Raw genomic sequence first — 17,615 nt, 5'->3', positions numbered from 1 at the left:
ACCAGAACAATCCCACCCTGTCATAACTTAATGCTATAAACAGGATATTATCCTGCAAAATGCATGTTTTTATGAATTTATTGTTACGTAAAAATCTTTTTTTAAACAGCACTGGATTTTGTATCGAAGATTTCAATTGTTTTAACGAGAGGGATACGAGACAGTGAACTATCATTGAGATATTGGCTTTAATTCCAGGCTTATCAGCGCCTCATTTGTGCGGGTGAGCCGAGATGAAAACGGACATTCTGCCGTAAGGTAATCCGGTTTTATAAAAAGGGGTGCGCTATGACCACGATCTTTGACGATCCGATTAAGGACAGCAAACGACTCGATGATGGACCAGACTGGACCTTCGACCTGCTTGATGTGTATCTCAAGGAGATCGACCGCGTCGCTAAATCCTACCGACTGGATACCTACCCGCATCAGATTGAGGTCATCACCTCCGAACAGATGATGGATGCTTATTCCAGTGTCGGGATGCCAATCAACTATGCACACTGGTCATTCGGTAAGAAATTTATCGAGACAGAACAGCGCTATAAGCACGGCCAGCAAGGTCTGGCCTATGAAATCGTCATCAACTCCAATCCGTGTATTGCCTATCTGATGGAAGAAAATACCATGACGATGCAGGCGCTGGTGATGGCGCATGCCTGTTATGGTCACAACTCCTTCTTCAAGAATAACTATCTGTTCCGCAGTTGGACGGATGCCAGCTCCATCGTCGACTACCTGATCTTCGCCCGTAACTACATTACGCAGTGTGAGGAGCGCTACGGAGTGGAAAACGTGGAACGGCTGCTCGACTCCTGCCATGCGCTGATGAATTATGGCGTTGACCGCTACAAACGTCCGCAAAAAATCTCCTTGCAGGAAGAGAAAGCGCGGCAACAGAGCCGTGAAGAGTACCTGCAAAGCCAGGTGAACATGCTGTGGCGCACCTTGCCACGGCGTGAGCGCGAGGAAGCGCAATTCGCCAACACGCGCTACCCATCCGAACCACAGGAAAACCTGCTGTACTTTATGGAGAAGAATGCGCCGCTGCTGGAACCCTGGCAGCGTGAATGTCTGCGCATTGTCAGAAAGGTCAGCCAGTATTTCTACCCGCAAAAACAGACTCAGGTGATGAATGAGGGATGGGCTACGTTCTGGCACTACACCATTCTTAATCACCTGTATGACGAAGGGAAAGTTTCTGAGCGCTTTATGCTGGAGTTCCTGCATAGCCACACCAATGTGGTCTTCCAACCCCCTTACAACAGCCAGTGGTATAACGGTATCAACCCGTATGCGCTTGGCTTTGCGATGTTCCAGGATATTAAGCGCATCTGCGAGGAGCCAACGGAAGAAGATCGTCACTGGTTCCCGGATATTGCCGGTTCTAACTGGCTGGATACCCTACACTTTGCGATGAAGGAGTTTAAGGACGAGAGTTTTATCAGCCAGTTCCTTTCACCGAAGATCATGCGCGATTTCCGCCTGTTCACGGTGATGGATGACGATCGCAATAATTTCCTCGAAATTGCGGCCATTCATGATGAAGCGGGCTACCGGGCGATCCGTCAGCAGCTCTCCGCTCAATATAATTTGAGCAATCTCGAACCGAATATACAGGTTTATGACGTGGATCTGCGTGGGGACCGATCGCTGACCTTACGCTATGTTCCGCATAACCGCGCACCGCTGGATAAGAGTCGTCGGGAAGTGTTGAAGCATGTACATCGTCTGTGGGGCTTTGACATCAATCTGGAACAACAGAACGATGATGGCACAGTGGAGATCCTCGAACGCTGCCCGCCCCGCCCGGGCACCACTATCTGATCTGAGGTCAGCCTCAATGTGAAGAGGGCGACCCGCCAATGGGTCGCCCTCTTTTTCTGTTTCTTCGGGCTGACCGCATAAAGAGGTCAGCCCTTTTTATCGACTTAACGGCGAGCAGGCGGCAGATCGGTTGGCATACTGGTCTGCATGGCATGCCAGATTTCCCCGCTGCGACGACCATAGTCGCGCACGCTGTCTACAATCAGGTCATATTGCTGGGTATGAAGGATATTCAGCAGTTGCTGATAGAAAGCCTGTGCCAGACGTCGCGCTTCCGGGTTGGAGAAATAGTGACGCCCAACGCGCGTATACAGCCCTTTCAATCCATTGATGATCAAACCGTAAATAGGGTTACCCGAGGCGAACGCCAGCCCACGGAAGATGCTGTAATCGAGATTGGTATAGGCTTCTGCCTGGTCGTCCACGTGGCTTGCGGTTTCCAGCACTTCACGCGCTTTATCCGGGTAAGTACGGATAGCACGACGAATAAAGATAGACGAAATATTGGTGCGAACTGACAGCAGGTTATCCACTAACTGCGGTACGCTGTCATGATCGAGACGGGCCAGTGTTTCCAGAATACTTAATCCGGAGGTTTCCCAGAAATTATTCACTTTGGTCGGTTTGCCGTGCTGAATGGTCAGCCAGCCATCGCGCGCCAGGCGCTGTAAGACTTCTCGTAGTGTGGTTCGGGTGACACCTATCAGTTCGGAGAGTTCGCGTTCAGCAGGCAGAATTGAACCTGGTGGGAAACGGTTATTCCAGATACTTTCAATGATGTACTCTTCCGCGAAACCCGCAGGGCTCTGCGCCTTAATAACCATAGCGTTCTTCTTCCGTTGCGTTCATTACGTCAAAAATTCGGCTCATCATACCAGAGGCACCAGGCATCACCTAGCCTGGCTGCCAGGGAAAAGACGATCGTCTGCAAAAAATATGACATTGCCGTCCTGGCAGCGAAACCACAATACAGCCTGTCCACAGACCTTCGTTTATCATCGGAAACATTATTTTAAGTCACTTTCCTGCTTAAATTTTTCCCTCCTGGCTGGATTGCAGACGCTTTTCGTTTACACTGCCGTCTAAATGTATTCCAGACGGATAAACTAATGTTGAGATACCTGAATAGCTGCTCCCGTGGCCGGGGCGCCTGGTTGCTGATGGCACTGACCGCTTTCGCTCTTGAGATGACCGCGCTCTATTTTCAGCATGTGATGCTGCTGAAGCCGTGTGTGATGTGTATTTATGAACGCTGTGCCCTGTTCGGCATTATGGGGGCGGGTATCGTCGGCGCTATCGCACCGAAATCACCTTTGCGCTGGGCCGCTATTCTGATCTGGTTATACAGCGCATGGGAAGGCCTGCGACTGGCGTGGGAACATACTATGATTCAGTTGCATCCCTCTCCGTTTGCGACCTGTGATTTTGCCGCCCGCTTTCCGTCCTGGCTGCCGCTGGATAAATGGTTACCTTCCGTGTTTGTCGCCAGCGGCGACTGTGCAGAGAAGTCCTGGTCATTTCTGACCCTGGGTATGCCGCAGTGGCTGGTCGGCATCTTTGCCGCATACCTGGTCGTTGGTGTGCTGGTACTGATAGGTCAGCCCTGCAAACCTAAAAGACGCGACCTGTTCTCACGTTAAAAAAAAGCTCCGCCTTCGCGGAGCTTTTCTGCTTATCATACCCACTCTGAACGTCTATTTACCGTACCAGTGCGGGCGGTTGATAATATGCTCTTCCCAGTCAACCACTTCACTTTCATGCACGGCAATATGCCGTACCGAAATACGCGCAGCATGCATAGCTGCACGTGAACCACTTCGCAGTGGATGCCAGGGCGGCAGAGTTTTCCCTTCAGCCAGCACACGGTACGCGCAACTTGGCGGTAACCATTGAAAGGTGGGCAGATTTTCGCGCGTCAGCTTAATACAGTCCTCTTCCAGTTCGAAGCGGCGCTCATAGTTACGGCATTGGCAGCTTTTGATATTCAGCTGATTACAGGCAACGTTGGTGAAATAGATTTCATCGGTGTCGGCGTCCTGTAACTTATTCAGGCAACACTGGCCACAGCCATCACATAAGGACTCCCATTCCTCGTCGCTCATTTGTTCCAGCGTTTTACGCTGCCAGAAAGGGGTATCAGTCATGTTGGGTGTCCGGTAAAAGTAAAAGCCCGCACCTTATAGAGGGTTTAGGCTTCAGTTGCAAGTTTTACAGCACGCGCGTGGCAACACCGTGGCCGCCGAGCGACACTTCAAGACGATCGCCTGAGACCATCGGCCCCACACCTTCCGGTGTCCCGGTCAGGATCACATCGCCCGCGCGCAGGGTAAAGAACTGGCTCATATACGCAATCAACGGCAAGATTTTATGGATCATGTCAGCAGTCGTTCCCTGCTGGCGGACCTCTCCGTTGACGATCAATTTTAGCTCGACATCCTGAGGGTCGTGTTTGAATTCACTCACCGGAATAAAACCGGACAGCGGGCAGGAATTATCGAATCCCTTGGCTTTTTCCCAAGGCTGTCCGGCTTTCTTACAGCCTGCCTGAACATCGCGTAAGGTTAAATCCAACGCAACACCATACCCGGCAATCGCCTGCGCGACGTGTTCTTCGGTCGCATGCTTGAGTGTCGCGCCAATCAGTATCGCCAGCTCGACCTCGTGATGCACGGCACCGAGGTTTTTGGGAATAGAGAGCGGCTGGCGGATATCACACAGCGCAGTTTCCGGTTTAATAAACAGTACGGGTTCCGTTGGTGTCGCGCTGCCCATCTCTTTGATGTGATTTGCGTAGTTACTCCCGACGCAAACCACTTTGCTGACCGGAAAATCTAACAATGCGCCCTGCCAGTTATGGTGTTGATACATGCTTTTCCCCTGCTTCGTTAGAGTGGCTGCGCCGACATCATGCCGCCGCATATCTGCTGACTGTTCTTTTTACTGCGCTGCGATGGCATCGGCCATCATGCCAATACTGATAGCGAAATAATAAGACCGATTCCAGTGCATCAACGTTCGGAAATTGTCATAAACCATGAATGAACGACCGTCACCGTCCTGTGGCGTGATGATCCAGGCGCGCTGGCTGCTGCTGTTCTGTTCGGGATGCAGTACCTGTACGCCTGACTGCTGCCACTGCGACGAGGTTTTGGCCTGTGCCGTTTTTAATCCCGCCAGTTGCGCATTAAAATCAGCCGGCAACGTCACTTCCACGCCCCACCCCTGCCCGGCTCGCCAGCCTTCACGTTGTAAATAGTTCGCTGTGGAGGCAAAGACATCATCCAGATTGTTCCAGATATCAATTTTGCCGTCACCATCACCATCCTTTCCGTAATTCAGGAAGGAGCTGGGCATAAACTGGCTCTGACCCATCGCCCCTGCCCACGATCCTTTCAGCTCAGCGGCTGTCATCTGTTGGCGTTGGATGATTCGTAGCGCTGCCATCAGTTCTTTCGTGAAGAAGGCTTCTCTCCGGCCTTCAAAGGCCAGCGTGGCCAGAGCAGAGACCACCTCCTCCTTGCCCTGAATCCTGCCGAAGTGACTCTCAAGCGCCCACAGCGCGACAATATATTGTGTCTGAACGCCGGAGGCATCGGCTATCGGTTGCAGCTGGTTGTGGTATTGCTGCCAATATTCCCGGGCCTGAGCGATCTTTTCTGGCGTGATCACGCGGGTCAGATAATCGTTGAGGGTGACTTTGTTTTCCAGCTGTCCGCGATCGGATTTAATGACCCGGTCAACAAAATGCACGCCGGTAAACGCCGTCTCGATAGTCGCATCATCATAACCCTGCTGACGGGCCTGTGCTTTGAGCTGCTCAACGAAAGCAGGAAATTGTGCCGGGTCGCGGCCCTGCTGTGCCAGCGTGGTGTCTGACGTGTTTGTGCTGTTACCGGAGTTTAGGAAGGCGGCGTGGCTGGCAGAGCTCCCCACCAGAAAGAGAGAAAATACGAAGAAATTTCGGGCTGAGAGCTTCATGCGGGCATCCTTTTATCGCTATCTACACCGGTAATTTAAAATAAAAAGCGATCCCTGACCGGCGAAGATATATTTGCAGATGATTCCGAATTAATCTTTTTTAACATCGTTAAGATGCATCTTAAGCAGACTTTCCAGCGGCGGAGGCAATTGTAAATAAAACCCCTCATCGCGCAGCGCGGTTTTCACTTTTTCAATATCCGCCCCCACCAACTTCTTGCTGCCGTCCAACGGAAGCAACATCGCCAGTTTCGGCTTGCCAAAGCCCTTCAGCAACGCTTCAGGGACGCGTGAGAAATCGTCTTTTTTTTCAACATAAAGATAAGTCTGGTCACGCTGGGGACTTCTGTAGATCACACAAAACATATTTTTTACTCGAATTAACCTGGATGGTGACTTGCCTGAATATTACAGTAACTATAACATGCTTGCAGAACTTCGGAATATTGCCTGTCTTGATTTAACGCCTGAAAGTGGCGTTGATTTAGCCAGGATAGGAAATAACAGGACTGAGCGGGACAGATGTCACAATCGCCAATCGAGTTAAAGGGCAGCAGTTTTACGCTGTCAGTCGTTCATTTGCATCACACCGACCCTGAAACGGTGCGTAAAGCCATTCAGGAAAAAGTCAGTCAGGCTCCAGCTTTTCTGAAAAATGCCCCGGTGGTGATCAACGTATCCTCGTTAACCCGAGAGGTGAACTGGCGACAAATGCAGCAGGCAATCGCCGAAACGGGTCTGCACATTGTGGGTATCAGCGGCTGCAAAGATGAGCAGTTGAAACGCATGATTGCCCGGTCCGGCCTGCCGGTGTTGAGCGAAGGCAAAGAACAGAAGTTCAGCGCTGAGAGTGCACCGCCTGTGGCCATTCCTGTCGAACAGCCCGCCATAAAAACCCGGCTTATCAGTACCCCGGTGCGTTCCGGTCAGCAGATTTATGCCAAAAACTGCGACCTGATCGTCACCAGCAGCGTCAGCGCGGGTGCCGAGCTGATTGCCGATGGCAATATCCACATTTATGGCATGATGCGCGGCCGCGCGCTGGCTGGCGCGTCTGGCGACAAGCAGTCTCAGATTTTTTGCACCAGTTTATCTGCAGAGTTGGTATCCATTGCTGGAAATTACTGGCTTATGGATCAAATCCCTGCTGAATTTTTCGGAAAAGCGTCTCGTCTTTGTCTCAAGGACGGCGCATTGACTATACAGACACTGAACTGAGCCAGGCTCTCGAGCCCTTTCTTTTCTTAAGGAAATTATTTTATGGCACGCATTATTGTTGTTACATCGGGTAAGGGAGGCGTGGGTAAAACCACGTCCAGCGCGGCCATCGCTACCGGTTTGGCGCAGAAAGGGAAAAAAACTGTCGTTATCGACTTTGATATCGGCCTGCGTAATCTGGATTTAATCATGGGCTGTGAGCGCCGCGTGGTGTATGACTTCGTTAACGTCATCCAGGGTGATGCCACGCTGAACCAGGCGTTAATCAAAGACAAACGCACTGAAAATCTGTTTATCCTGCCAGCCTCTCAGACGCGTGATAAAGATGCGCTGACCCGCGAAGGCGTGGAAAAAGTGCTGGATGACCTGGCGACCATGGATTTTGAGTTCATTGTCTGTGATTCACCGGCGGGCATCGAAACCGGTGCGCTGATGGCGCTCTATTTCGCCGATGAAGCGATTATTACCACCAACCCGGAAGTCTCTTCTGTACGTGACTCCGACCGTATTCTCGGCATTCTGTCCTCTAAATCACGCCGCGCTGAAAGAGGCCAGGATGCAATTAAAGAACACCTGCTGCTGACCCGCTACAATCCGGGACGCGTGAATCGTGGTGATATGCTGAGCATGGAAGACGTGCTTGAGATTCTGCGTATTCCTCTGGCCGGCGTTATCCCGGAAGATCAGTCAGTACTGCGTGCCTCGAACCAGGGTGAGCCCGTGATCCTGGATGCCGAATCCGACGCAGGTAAAGCCTATGCTGATACTGTTGACCGCCTGCTCGGAGAAGAACGCCCCTTCCGCTTCATTGAAGAAGAGAAGAAGGGTTTCCTGAAACGCCTGTTTGGGGGATAAACCATGGCCTTACTCGATTTCTTTTTATCCCGTAAAAAGAGCACAGCCAATATTGCCAAGGAACGGCTACAGATTATTGTGGCGGAGCGCAGAAGGGGCGATAGCGAGCCCCACTATCTGCCACAGTTGAAAAGGGATATTCTGGAAGTGATCTGTAAATACGTGAAAATTGATCCGGAGATGCTGACTGTGAAGCTGGATCAAAAAGATGATGATATTTCTATTCTCGAACTGAACGTAACGTTACCGGAAACGGAAACGGAAGAAGCACCGAAATGATCTTCTCCTGCTCATGATTTTCCCCTGCTATGGTGCAGGGGAAAATTGCAGGATTTAGTGTGCCGCTAAAATGTCAGCAATCCCGTCTTCAAGTAATGTCCCCCGCCAGCCATCTACCAACTCCGGTTTACCGGCCTGTGGCTTCAATTTCCAGTGCCAGTTCAGCAACTGATTAATCTGACGACGCGATGCCAGCAACTCCTGGCTGACGCCATGCTGCTCCGCCGTTTCTGCCACCAGGGCTTTCAGACTTTTGAACACCTGCTTGTAGTTCGGGTAATCGATGAGATTCGGCACCGCTTCCGGCAGCTCATCTTCCCCGAGCGCATTCGCTTCAGCGACCATCGCCACCAGCGCCTTACCGTGGAAACGGATCTCCTGCCCCGGCAACCCCAGATGATCAAGCTCGCCAAGGGAACCCGGCATATAGCGTGCGACCTTCCACAGGTTCTCTTCACGCACCACAAAATTCACTGCCATATCTTTTTCGCGGGCCAGCGTCAGACGCCATGCCGCCAGCAGGCGCAATGCAGCAAGCTGACGCGGACGCAGTTGCCACGCATTGGCGATCTCACGATACGCTTCCTGCGGGTCAACCACGGTGGTACGGCGCTGGCACAGCAGACGACACTCATCCAGTGCAGCGGCCATTTGCCCGGCGTCTTCCGTTTCTGCCACCAGCTTGACGGCAATCGGTAGCAGATAGAAAACATCGGCTGCAGCATAAACGCACTGCTTTTCCGTCAATGGACGCGCGAGCCAGTCAGTGCGTGATTCGCTTTTATCCAGCGCGATCCCGGTGAAGGACTCTACGATGGTTGCAAAACCGCAGGAGAGCGGGCGGCCGCTGAACGCGGCGAGGATCTGTGTATCAATCATCGGCTGCGGCAACACCCCAAACTCATGCTGGAAGACTTCAAGATCTTCACTGCCGGCATGCAGATATTTGACGACCTGCTGGTCCATCAGGAGGTCACGGAACGGCGTCCAGTCGGTAATCGGCAAAGGGTCAATCAGCGAGATGGTTTCACCGTCAAACAGTTGTATCAGACCCAGTCGCGGGTAATAGGTGCGGGTGCGAACAAATTCAGTATCCAGCGCCAGAGCAGGAACCTGGCGGGCACGCAGACAAACCTCAGCCAGCGCGTCATTAGTGGTGATCATGATGTAATTCAAAATAGCGTTCTCTCGCCACTGGCGGATGATGCCGGTGGTCAACTGTAATGGCGCAATAAAAATGCCGGGTAACCCGGCATGATAGATATCGGCAAAAAGCAACGCCCCTCAGTCTAAGGGGGGTTGGGCTTTTATCGCTTCCTCGCGCAGTTCACGGCGCAGGATTTTGCCGACGTTGGTTTTCGGAAGCTCATCCCGAAACTCAACAATTCTGGGTATTTTATAGCCTGTCAGATGCCGCTTGCAGTGGGTGATAAGCTCTTCTTTGGTCAGTGAATCATCTTTTTTCACCACACAAACTTTCACCGTTTCGCCCGCCACATCATTTGGAACACCGATGGCGGCGGCTTCACGTACTTTCGGGTGCAGCATCAGGACATCTTCAATCTCATTAGGATAAACATTGAAACCGGAAACCAGAATCATATCCTTTTTACGATCGATAATACGCAGGAAACCTTCGTGATCAACGGTAACAATATCACCGCTGCGAAGCCATCCATTTTTTAAAACTTCATCGGTCGCATCCGGGTGCTGCCAGTAGCCCAGCATGACCTGCGGCCCTTTTATGCACAACTCACCCGGCTCCCCTTCTGGCACTTCATTACCGTTATCATCCACCAGCATAATATCAGTAGAGGGAACCGGCAGGCCAATGCTGCCGTTGTGGCACTGAATATCATACGGGTTCACTGAAACCAGCGGGGAACATTCGGTCAGACCGTATCCTTCCAGCAGATAGTGACCTGTCAGCTTTTCCCAGCGTTCGGCAACCGCTTTTTGTACCGCCATCCCGCCGCCTGCGGATAACGTCAGCGTGGAGAAATCCAGCTTATTAAAGGCATCATCATTGAGCAGCGCATTAAACAAAGTATTCACCCCCGTAATAGCGGTGAAAGGATGTTTACTCAGTTCTTTGACCAGCCCCGGAATATCACGCGGATTGGTGATAAGCAGGTTAGCCCCCCCCAGTTCGATAAACAGCAGGCAGTTCACTGTGAGGGCGAAGATATGATACAGCGGCAATGCCGTTACCACGGTTTCTTCACCCGCTTTCAACAGCGAGCCGTAGGTGGCTTTTGTTTGTTCGAGGTTTGCCTGCATATTCCGGTGGGTCAGCATTGCCCCTTTCGCCACCCCGGTGGTCCCACCGGTATATTGCAGGAAAGCGAGATCGTCATTAATGATCGTCGGTTTGACATACTCCATCTGCGCACCGTTTTGCAGCGCCTGACGGAAAGATATCGCACCGGGAAGATAGTATTTCGGCACCATCTTTTTAATGTACTTCACCACGAAGTTAACCAATGTCCCCTTCGCAGGGGAAAGCTGGTCACCCAGGCGGGTGAGGATCACATGCTTCACTGTTGTCTTCGCCACCACTTTTTCCAGCGTATGGGCGAAGTTAGAGACAATCACAATAGCGCTGGCACCGCTGTCATTGAGCTGATGTTCCAGTTCTCGCGGGGTATAAAGCGGATTGACGTTAACCACGATCATTCCGGCACGAAGAATGCCAAACAGCGCGATCGGATATTGCAGCAGATTGGGCATCATCAGTGCGATACGGTCGCCTTTCTTTAGCCCTAATCCCTGTTGTAAATAGGCCGCAAAGGCCCGACTGCGGTCATCGAGCTGCTGGAAAGTAAGACTCTTCCCCATATTGATAAACGCCGTTTGCGTAGCGTAACGCAATACCGCGTGTTCAAACAGATCGATTAAAGAGCCATAACGATCAGGATTAATCTCCGCCGGAACATCCGCCGGATAACGGTTTAACCAAACCTTATGCAAGGAATCACCTCGAAAATGATAATTTGTCGTCATCGCAGCCTCAACCTTTCAGCGCCTGTTAACATTATTTTAACTCAGCGTACCAGTTTGCTCAGGTCTCTATTGAGAGGTTGCGAAGCCCATCACTAAATTTCTCTCATCCTGAGAGAATCAATTAAAAAAGGCCTATCCGCTGATATCCAGCGGATCTGCCGTGTCTCTTTTATACGATACGAATTATGGGGTAAGAATGGTCTGCACCTGAGCGGGACCGGGATTGTAGTAACCCCAGGGAGCGGGGCCCCAGTAGCCTCCGCGATGGCGGCCATAGCCTGGACCGTACCAGATCCACGGATCAATTGGCTGCGGCGGGGTAACGATCTGCTGGGACATATGCCAGCGCTGATAGCCTGTGACCTTGATGACCACAAAGTTATACTGCGCATCACCAATTTTGCCTTTCTCAGTCCCGCTAATAGTGCCGACAACGGTGACCATCTGCTGATTAAAATCGACCGGATCGACAAAGCCGTTCACATCGGCAAAAATGCGGCCAATAGACGGTGAACCCAGCGTCGGCCTGGCGCCTTCATCGAGGGGCATTGCGGCAATCTCCAGGCGTGTCATCCCGTTACGATTGTCCACCTTGAGGACCTTACCGCCAAAACGTGACTCCTGGCCAATAAACAGCTCAGGAGCATTCAGCACTCGCGCCAGATCCTGTTGCGGGGTCTCTGAATGCCCTTTTATCGAATCAGGCACGGTAACACAGCCGCTTAATACCAGCGACGCTAAGAACAGAACACTGCACTGCCAGACACTGGATTTACGCATAGAAACTCCCCCATTGTTATGCTACTTCGACTGCTACCGATTCAAATAGTTGCTGCCACTACTCGCGGCCCGGTAATTTTTTCCATGTCACTTCATTACGCAGATAGGTCGGTTCAGCATGTTCGGGGGCGACGGTCATACCGGCTGCCAGCGCCTGTTGTGCCAGCGGCAGCATATCTTCGGCGCAGGGCAGCGTCACGTCTGATAACGTCAATGCCAGCGCGCTGTTTTCTGCCAGCTGCGGCCAGGCTTGCCAGCCGGTGCCCACACAGGCCCACTGCCCGCTCAGCGCTGCCATCCGCGCCGCTGCGGCATCGGGTTTCAGCACGGCTTCTGTTTCTTCACCCTGCCAGTTGCCCTGCTCATCACGCTGATATTCGGCCCAATACACTTCGCCCATCCGCGCATCAATCGCCGCCAGAACACGGCTGGCACCGTGCAGACGCCAGGCGCTCTGCGCCATGGTTTTCAGTGTCGACACGCCGATTAACGGCAAGTTTGCCCCCAGCGCTAACCCCTGAGCAATGCCGATGCCAATACGCACACCGGTAAAACTTCCGGGCCCCCGGCCAAAGGCCAGCGCATCCAGGTCCTTCAGCGCAACGCCGCCTTCCTGCAAAATCTGCTGCACCAGCGGCAGAATACGTTGCGTATGTTCCCGGGCACAAAGTTCAAAATGTGCCAGCAACCGATCTTCATTCAGTAGTGCGACCGAACAGGCTTCCGTTGCCGTATCAATGGCTAAAATTCGCGTGGACATACCAACCTCAGGGGAGAAAATTTTCGGCGCGCATCATAGCACATCGCCGTTAGATTAATGACTGCTGCGTCGTTGACTGGAGAAAGTCCACGGCTTTTTGCAGATCGCGCGTGCGCGGCGTTGGCGGCAGGCTGTTAAGAAATACCGCCCCGTAAGGGCGCATCACCAGACGATTATCACAGATCACCAGCACGCCACGGTCGTCAACGTCACGAATCAAACGTCCCACACCCTGTTTAAGCGCGATCACCGCATCGGGCAGTTGGACGTCGTCAAACGGTTCACCGCCCCGGACTTTACAGTCTTCCATGCGGGCTTTCAGCAACGGATCCTCTGGCGAGGTAAACGGCAGCTTATCGATAATCACCAGTGATAATGCATCGCCACGCACATCCACCCCTTCCCAGAAACTGTTCGTCGCCACCAGCAGCGCATTGCCTGCCGCAACAAACTGCTTGAGGATCTGTCCCTTGCTGGTTTCCCCCTGGAGCAAAACCGGAAGCGTCATCGAGGCACGGAACTCGGCCGCCAGCTCACGCATCACCTGATGTGACGTACAGAGGAAGAAGCAACGGCCATTATTGGCTTCAATCAGCGGTTTCATCATTCTGGCCAACTGGCGGGCACCGCCAGGCTGATTGGGTGAAGGCAGGTTACGCGGCACACAGAGGAGCGCCTGGCGGGCGAAATCAAACGGGCTGTTGAGGATCAACGTCTCCGCCTTCCCCACGCCAAGCCGTTCAACAAAGTGTGTCATCTGTTCATTCACCGCCAGCGTCGCTGAGGTAAATATCCAGCTCGCCGGGCGTTCATCCATCACTTCACGGAAACGGTCGGAAACGGAGAGCGGGGTCAACGCCAGTACAAAATTACGCGCGTTACATTCATACCAGTAGCTGAAACCGGGCTGCGTGGTGTCTTTCAGGCGTTTCAGGCGCCCGCGATAAAGTGACGCACGTTCGAATGCCGCATCCAATAACGCAGAGCGCCCCAGTGAGAGTTTCGCCACGTCGTAACACAGTTCAAGTGCATCATCCAACAGCAGCAGGGCACGCTGGATCTGCGGGTTGCTCAGCAGCTCTCGCAGGTTACCGCGAAAACCGGGATCGCCTAATGACAGACGAAAATCCTGAGTGCTTTGCGCCAGGCGATCGGCCGACTTCTGGAGCTGCTGCATATCACGGACTTCGGTGCGGTAGGCAATGGTGATGTCTTTCGCCAGATCGAGCAGTTGGCGGCTGGAAAGTTGTTGCCCGAAATACTGGCTGGCGATATCCGGAACCTGATGTGCTTCATCGAAAATCATCACGTCGGCATCGGGGATCAGCTCGGCAAAGCCACTCTCCTTCACCACCATATCGGCCAGGAACAGATGATGATTGACCACCACCACATCAGCATCCATCGCTTTACGTCGCGCTTTCACCACAAAACAGTCTTTATACTGCGGGCAGTCACTGCCCAGACAGTTATCGTTGGTGCTGGTGACCAGCGGCCAGATGGTGCTGTCTTCCGCTACGCCACCGCAGGTGCTGATATCACCATCCACCGTTTCGTTTGACCAGCCGCGGAGATGAACGAGATCGCTCATTGCCTGCACCGCCAGCTCGCCCCCGGCCATCGACTGCTGCTCCAGTCGCTCCAGGCAGAGATAGTTGGACCGCCCTTTCAGCAGCGCCATGATGCCTTTGAATTTGAGCGCCTTTGCCACCGTTGGCAGATCGCGGCTGTAGAGCTGATCCTGCAACGCTTTTGATCCGGTCGAGACGATCACTTTTTTTCCCGAACGCAGCGCCGGGGCCAGATAGGCATAGGTTTTCCCCGTACCGGTTCCGGCTTCCACGACCAGCTCACTTTTGCTGTCAATGGCACGCGCTACCGCAGCCGCCATCTCGCGCTGAGGTTCACGTGGCCTGAAGCCGGGAATCGCCTGCGCCAGAGCGCCATCTGCTGCAAAATCGTCTACCACATACCCTCACCACCTGGTTAAAACGACAGTGATTATGGCAGTATCCGCCAGCGCACTCCACCCTTTAGATGACAGGCACCGCTAATCTGTGCCAGTCTGTCGCGGTTTTGAGTGCATTTAAAAGGAGCCAGCATGACCATTGAACGTATTGATCCTGAACATCGTATGTCCGAAGCCGTTATACATAAAGATACGGTGTATTACACCAGCGTGCCGGAAAATCTGGATGACGATGCTGAAGCGCAGACGGCGAATGCCCTGGCGGTGATCGATAAACTACTGACTCGCGTCGGTTCAGACAAAAGTAAGATTCTGGATGCCACCATTTTTCTGGTGAATAAATCGGATTTTGCGGCGATGAATCGCGCGTGGGATGCGTGGGTGTCTCCAGGTAACGCACCGGTGCGCTGCACCGTGCAGGCCAACCTGATGAACCCGAAATATCTGGTCGAAATTAAAGTGATTGCTGCCAGGTAATGCTTTCCCCCTGCCGGGCTGGCAGGGGTTAACCACTTATTCGTCGTACTCTTCTTCTTCGTCGTCGTGGTTGTTGTCACCCATGTAATCTTCTTCATCTTCATCGAACATCACCGGAACATTGCCGCCAGTGTGGTTCTCACGGATTTCAGCTGCCACCAGGCCAATCGCCTCGCCGCTGCTCATTCCCTCTGACATCAGCTTATGAATGCGTTCAACCGCGTCCTGCTGCTGTTCGTGTGATAACGCGGGTAATCCTGTAGACATAGTGACTCCTGGGGTGATTTGCGGTGCGGATTATTCCACGGGCGACAAAGAGATGCCAGCAGCATAAAAATATGTCACGCTTGGCGTCTCATTGAAATTTTCTCTGCTGAAGAACCATGTCGCCTGTTTATCATCTTCTCAAGTATACGCCAGATGCCGTTGAGCATCATTTTGCCCGCCTGTCCCATCGGCCCTGGGCGATGCTGCTGCATTCCGGTTTCGCCGATCACAGTGATAACCGATTCGATATTATGGTCGCTGACCCCCGGGTGACGCTGACCACGCGCGGTATCCAGACCGTGATTGAACAGGATAGCACCTGCTGCGTCAGCGAAGACGACCCGCTGGCGCTGCTCCAGCAGCAGTTAACAGCCTGCGGATTACAGGCGCAGCAGCAGGATGACCTGCCTTTTCAGGGTGGCGCACTTGGCCTGTTTGGTTACGATCTGGGCCGCCGTTTTGAGCGGATACCCACGACGGCCGATCAACAGCTGACCACACCGGATATGGCGGTGGGCATCTATGACTGGGCGTTAATCGCCGATCATCACAAGAAGACGCTAACGCTGGTGGTTCAGGGCGACCTCGCAGCGCGTCTGGCGTGGCTGGATGCTCAGCAGGCAACACCCGCCGTCCCCTTCCAGCTCACCAGCGCGTGGCAGGCGAATATGACGCGTGAGCAATACGGCGAAAAATTTCGTCAGGTCCAGCAGTGGTTACTGTCCGGTGACTGCTATCAGGTCAATCTGGCGCAGCGCTTCGCCGCCCGTTATTGCGGTGATGAATGGCAGGCCTTTTTACTGCTGTGCCGTGCTAACCGCGCGCCGTTTAGCGCCTTTATCCGTCTGCCAGGCAGCGTGCTCCTCAGCCTTTCTCCGGAACGGTTTATTAAACTGCGCCACCGGCAGATTGAAACCCGCCCGATTAAAGGCACGCTGCCCCGCCTCGCGGACCCGGTGGCAGATCGCCTGCAAGGCGAGAAGCTGGCGCAGTCTCCGAAGGATCGCAGCGAGAATCTGATGATTGTGGATCTGCTGCGCAATGATATCGGTCGGGTAGCAACGCCGGGCAGTGTCAACGTCCCTGAGTTATTTGTCGTCGAGCCTTTCCCGGCAGTCCATCATCTTGTCAGCACCATTACCGCCGTGCTGAAGCCTGAACTGACCGCCTGTGATTTACTGCGCGCCTGTTTCCCCGGCGGCTCCATTACCGGCGCACCAAAAGTACGGGCGATGGAAATTATTGAAACGCTGGAACCTCAACGGCGTAATGCCTGGTGTGGCAGTATCGGCTATATCAGCGTCTGCGGGCGGATGGATACCAGCATCACCATTCGCACCCTGATTGCTGAAGACAGTACGCTATATTGTGCTGCCGGCGGCGGTATTGTCGCCGACAGCGATGAAGCCTCTGAGTATCAGGAGACGTTTGATAAAGTGAATCGCATTTTGCCCTGCCTGGAGTCACCGCCTGATGAACGCTGAGCATCCATCACTCACGCGCTTTCTGACGCGTTTCATGCTGCAACCGCCAGAGGCAGGCAAGCAAAATTTGCCTCGTCGACAGGCTGCAGTCCTGGTGCCGATTATTGCGCATCCTGAACCGACGTTACTGCTGACACGTCGCGCCGCGTCACTGCGCAAGCATGCGGGCCAGGTGGCTTTCCCCGGAGGCATGATGGACAGCAGCGATGCTTCTCTGGTGGCTACCGCCCTGCGTGAAGCGCAGGAAGAAGTCGCCATACCGCCCGATGCTGTGCGGGTTATTGGCGTGCTGCCCCCGGTGACCAGCAGCACCGGTTTTCAGGTCACGCCAGTGGTTGGCGTGCTGCCGCCGGGTCTTAACTGGCATGCAAATGAAGATGAAGTGGAATCGGTATTTGAGATGCCGTTGCGTGAAGCGCTGCGTCTCGGGCGTTATGCGCCGTTGGATATCCAGCGCTCAGGACAGATGCACCGCGTCTGGCTTTCATGGTTCGATGACTACTTTATCTGGGGTATGACCGCCGGAATTATTCGCCAGTTGAGCCTGCAAGTGGCTAAATAACGATAAACAGGCTAAAATACAGCCATTAGTTGCTTCAAAAAGCGCCTTTACATTATTTTTCACCAGATTATTGCCACATGGCGATCCAAATCACTGCAATACGGCGTTTTTTCATTTATATTTCACGCAAATTGTGGGTACCCGAAATCTTCTCCC

19 protein-coding genes are annotated in these 17,615 nt (G+C 53.1%); 8 read left to right on the top strand and 11 right to left on the bottom strand.

The features are described from left to right. Positions 1 to 288 precede the first annotated feature (288 nt). On the top strand, positions 289 to 1,827 hold the full coding sequence (locus HHI26_RS00640; protein ID WP_133841848.1) for a SpoVR family protein: 1,539 nt from the start codon (positions 289 to 291) through the stop codon (positions 1,825 to 1,827). A 104-nt stretch (positions 1,828 to 1,931) separates the two neighbouring features. Here HHI26_RS00640 and fadR read toward each other — a convergent pair whose 3' ends face one another. Continuing rightward, entirely contained in the window at positions 1,932 to 2,651 is a 720-nt protein-coding gene (gene fadR / locus HHI26_RS00635) for a fatty acid metabolism transcriptional regulator FadR (RefSeq protein ID WP_133841847.1), read from the bottom strand. 285 nt (positions 2,652 to 2,936) lie between these two features. On the opposite strand from fadR, the gene dsbB reads away from it, so the two are divergent. Continuing rightward, positions 2,937 to 3,467, top strand: a complete 531-nt coding sequence (gene dsbB / locus HHI26_RS00630) for a disulfide bond formation protein DsbB (protein WP_133841846.1) — start codon at positions 2,937 to 2,939, stop codon at positions 3,465 to 3,467. A gap of 54 nt (positions 3,468 to 3,521) precedes the next feature. Here the strand turns inward: dsbB and HHI26_RS00625 are convergent, their stop codons facing one another. The 4 genes from HHI26_RS00625 to HHI26_RS00610 all read right to left on the bottom strand — a co-directional run bounded on the left by HHI26_RS00625 (position 3,522) and on the right by HHI26_RS00610 (position 6,171). Then, complete coding sequence (locus HHI26_RS00625) at positions 3,522 to 3,971, bottom strand: YcgN family cysteine cluster protein (protein WP_133841845.1); 450 nt, start codon at positions 3,969 to 3,971, stop codon at positions 3,522 to 3,524. 64 nt (positions 3,972 to 4,035) lie between these two features. Further along, complete coding sequence (locus HHI26_RS00620) at positions 4,036 to 4,695, bottom strand: fumarylacetoacetate hydrolase family protein (RefSeq protein ID WP_133841844.1); 660 nt, start codon at positions 4,693 to 4,695, stop codon at positions 4,036 to 4,038. 69 nt (positions 4,696 to 4,764) lie between these two features. Continuing rightward, the gene (locus HHI26_RS00615) at positions 4,765 to 5,805 is read right to left on the bottom strand and encodes a lytic murein transglycosylase (RefSeq protein ID WP_159336544.1); all 1,041 of its coding nucleotides are present in this window, start codon (positions 5,803 to 5,805) and stop codon (positions 4,765 to 4,767) included. A gap of 90 nt (positions 5,806 to 5,895) precedes the next feature. Further along, a complete protein-coding gene (locus tag HHI26_RS00610) occupies positions 5,896 to 6,171 on the bottom strand; it encodes a YcgL domain-containing protein (protein ID WP_133841842.1) in 276 nt (91 codons plus the stop codon). Positions 6,172 to 6,327: 156 nt separating this feature from the next. Here HHI26_RS00610 and minC point away from each other — a divergent pair, with 156 nt between their 5' ends. Genes minC through minE form a run of 3 tightly spaced genes read left to right on the top strand, consistent with a single transcriptional unit; the run spans position 6,328 to position 8,157 of the window. Next, a complete protein-coding gene (minC, locus tag HHI26_RS00605; protein WP_133841841.1) occupies positions 6,328 to 7,023 on the top strand; it encodes a septum site-determining protein MinC in 696 nt (231 codons plus the stop codon). A gap of 42 nt (positions 7,024 to 7,065) precedes the next feature. Beyond that, the gene (minD, locus tag HHI26_RS00600; protein ID WP_062746173.1) at positions 7,066 to 7,878 is read left to right on the top strand and encodes a septum site-determining protein MinD; all 813 of its coding nucleotides are present in this window, start codon (positions 7,066 to 7,068) and stop codon (positions 7,876 to 7,878) included. A gap of 3 nt (positions 7,879 to 7,881) precedes the next feature. Beyond that, positions 7,882 to 8,157, top strand: a complete 276-nt coding sequence (minE, locus tag HHI26_RS00595; RefSeq protein ID WP_133841840.1) for a cell division topological specificity factor MinE — start codon at positions 7,882 to 7,884, stop codon at positions 8,155 to 8,157. A 54-nt stretch (positions 8,158 to 8,211) separates the two neighbouring features. Here minE and rnd read toward each other — a convergent pair whose 3' ends face one another. From rnd to HHI26_RS00570, 5 genes are all read right to left on the bottom strand, one after another. Next, positions 8,212 to 9,321: a ribonuclease D gene (gene rnd / locus HHI26_RS00590; protein ID WP_133842141.1), complete on the bottom strand. Its 1,110-nt coding sequence runs from the start codon at positions 9,319 to 9,321 to the stop codon at positions 8,212 to 8,214. A 120-nt stretch (positions 9,322 to 9,441) separates the two neighbouring features. Continuing rightward, the gene (fadD, locus tag HHI26_RS00585) at positions 9,442 to 11,127 is read right to left on the bottom strand and encodes a long-chain-fatty-acid--CoA ligase FadD (RefSeq protein ID WP_133841839.1); all 1,686 of its coding nucleotides are present in this window, start codon (positions 11,125 to 11,127) and stop codon (positions 9,442 to 9,444) included. A 216-nt stretch (positions 11,128 to 11,343) separates the two neighbouring features. Further along, positions 11,344 to 11,940 carry a Slp family lipoprotein gene (locus tag HHI26_RS00580; protein ID WP_133841838.1) on the bottom strand — a complete coding sequence of 199 codons (597 nt, stop codon included), beginning with the start codon at positions 11,938 to 11,940 and terminating at the stop codon, positions 11,344 to 11,346. A gap of 58 nt (positions 11,941 to 11,998) precedes the next feature. After that, complete coding sequence (gene tsaB / locus HHI26_RS00575) at positions 11,999 to 12,700, bottom strand: tRNA (adenosine(37)-N6)-threonylcarbamoyltransferase complex dimerization subunit type 1 TsaB (RefSeq protein ID WP_171148401.1); 702 nt, start codon at positions 12,698 to 12,700, stop codon at positions 11,999 to 12,001. Between the two features lie 49 nt (positions 12,701 to 12,749). Continuing rightward, positions 12,750 to 14,669 (bottom strand): ATP-dependent DNA helicase, encoded by a 1,920-nt coding sequence (locus tag HHI26_RS00570; protein ID WP_159336542.1) that lies wholly within the window; start codon positions 14,667 to 14,669, stop codon positions 12,750 to 12,752. Positions 14,670 to 14,801: 132 nt separating this feature from the next. Here HHI26_RS00570 and HHI26_RS00565 point away from each other — a divergent pair, with 132 nt between their 5' ends. After that, entirely contained in the window at positions 14,802 to 15,146 is a 345-nt protein-coding gene (locus HHI26_RS00565; RefSeq protein ID WP_171148400.1) for a RidA family protein, read from the top strand. A gap of 36 nt (positions 15,147 to 15,182) precedes the next feature. Here the strand turns inward: HHI26_RS00565 and HHI26_RS00560 are convergent, their stop codons facing one another. Beyond that, a complete protein-coding gene (locus tag HHI26_RS00560) occupies positions 15,183 to 15,413 on the bottom strand; it encodes a YoaH family protein (protein WP_133841834.1) in 231 nt (76 codons plus the stop codon). A 116-nt stretch (positions 15,414 to 15,529) separates the two neighbouring features. Between HHI26_RS00560 and pabB the strand changes: the two genes are divergently transcribed. Continuing rightward, positions 15,530 to 16,897 carry an aminodeoxychorismate synthase component 1 gene (gene pabB / locus HHI26_RS00555; protein ID WP_159336540.1) on the top strand — a complete coding sequence of 456 codons (1,368 nt, stop codon included), beginning with the start codon at positions 15,530 to 15,532 and terminating at the stop codon, positions 16,895 to 16,897. Further along, positions 16,887 to 17,459 carry a CoA pyrophosphatase gene (locus HHI26_RS00550; protein ID WP_171148399.1) on the top strand — a complete coding sequence of 191 codons (573 nt, stop codon included), beginning with the start codon at positions 16,887 to 16,889 and terminating at the stop codon, positions 17,457 to 17,459. The genes pabB and HHI26_RS00550 overlap by 11 nt, the downstream gene beginning before the upstream one ends. Positions 17,460 to 17,615: the final 156 nt, after the last annotated feature.

Origin of the sequence: Erwinia sp. JH02, from assembly GCF_013074405.1 — a bacterium.
Taxonomy (GTDB): domain Bacteria; phylum Pseudomonadota; class Gammaproteobacteria; order Enterobacterales; family Enterobacteriaceae; genus Erwinia; species Erwinia rhapontici.
This window is presented reverse-complemented; position numbering and strand designations above follow the sequence as displayed.

Coding starts and splice junctions, on each gene's coding strand:
- HHI26_RS00640 (WP_133841848.1), top strand. CDS start 289: ATGACCACGATCTTTGACGATCCGATTAAGGACAGCAAACGACTCGAT.
- rnd (WP_133842141.1), bottom strand. CDS start 9,321: ATGATCACCACTAATGACGCGCTGGCTGAGGTTTGTCTGCGTGCCCGC.
- HHI26_RS00625 (WP_133841845.1), bottom strand. CDS start 3,971: ATGACTGATACCCCTTTCTGGCAGCGTAAAACGCTGGAACAAATGAGC.
- minE (WP_133841840.1), top strand. CDS start 7,882: ATGGCCTTACTCGATTTCTTTTTATCCCGTAAAAAGAGCACAGCCAAT.
- pabB (WP_159336540.1), top strand. CDS start 15,530: ATGTCGCCTGTTTATCATCTTCTCAAGTATACGCCAGATGCCGTTGAG.
- minD (WP_062746173.1), top strand. CDS start 7,066: ATGGCACGCATTATTGTTGTTACATCGGGTAAGGGAGGCGTGGGTAAA.
- HHI26_RS00550 (WP_171148399.1), top strand. CDS start 16,887: ATGAACGCTGAGCATCCATCACTCACGCGCTTTCTGACGCGTTTCATG.
- HHI26_RS00620 (WP_133841844.1), bottom strand. CDS start 4,695: ATGTATCAACACCATAACTGGCAGGGCGCATTGTTAGATTTTCCGGTC.
- fadR (WP_133841847.1), bottom strand. CDS start 2,651: ATGGTTATTAAGGCGCAGAGCCCTGCGGGTTTCGCGGAAGAGTACATC.
- HHI26_RS00610 (WP_133841842.1), bottom strand. CDS start 6,171: ATGTTTTGTGTGATCTACAGAAGTCCCCAGCGTGACCAGACTTATCTT.
- HHI26_RS00580 (WP_133841838.1), bottom strand. CDS start 11,940: ATGCGTAAATCCAGTGTCTGGCAGTGCAGTGTTCTGTTCTTAGCGTCG.
- HHI26_RS00565 (WP_171148400.1), top strand. CDS start 14,802: ATGACCATTGAACGTATTGATCCTGAACATCGTATGTCCGAAGCCGTT.
- HHI26_RS00560 (WP_133841834.1), bottom strand. CDS start 15,413: ATGTCTACAGGATTACCCGCGTTATCACACGAACAGCAGCAGGACGCG.
- HHI26_RS00615 (WP_159336544.1), bottom strand. CDS start 5,805: ATGAAGCTCTCAGCCCGAAATTTCTTCGTATTTTCTCTCTTTCTGGTG.
- dsbB (WP_133841846.1), top strand. CDS start 2,937: ATGTTGAGATACCTGAATAGCTGCTCCCGTGGCCGGGGCGCCTGGTTG.
- tsaB (WP_171148401.1), bottom strand. CDS start 12,700: ATGTCCACGCGAATTTTAGCCATTGATACGGCAACGGAAGCCTGTTCG.
- minC (WP_133841841.1), top strand. CDS start 6,328: ATGTCACAATCGCCAATCGAGTTAAAGGGCAGCAGTTTTACGCTGTCA.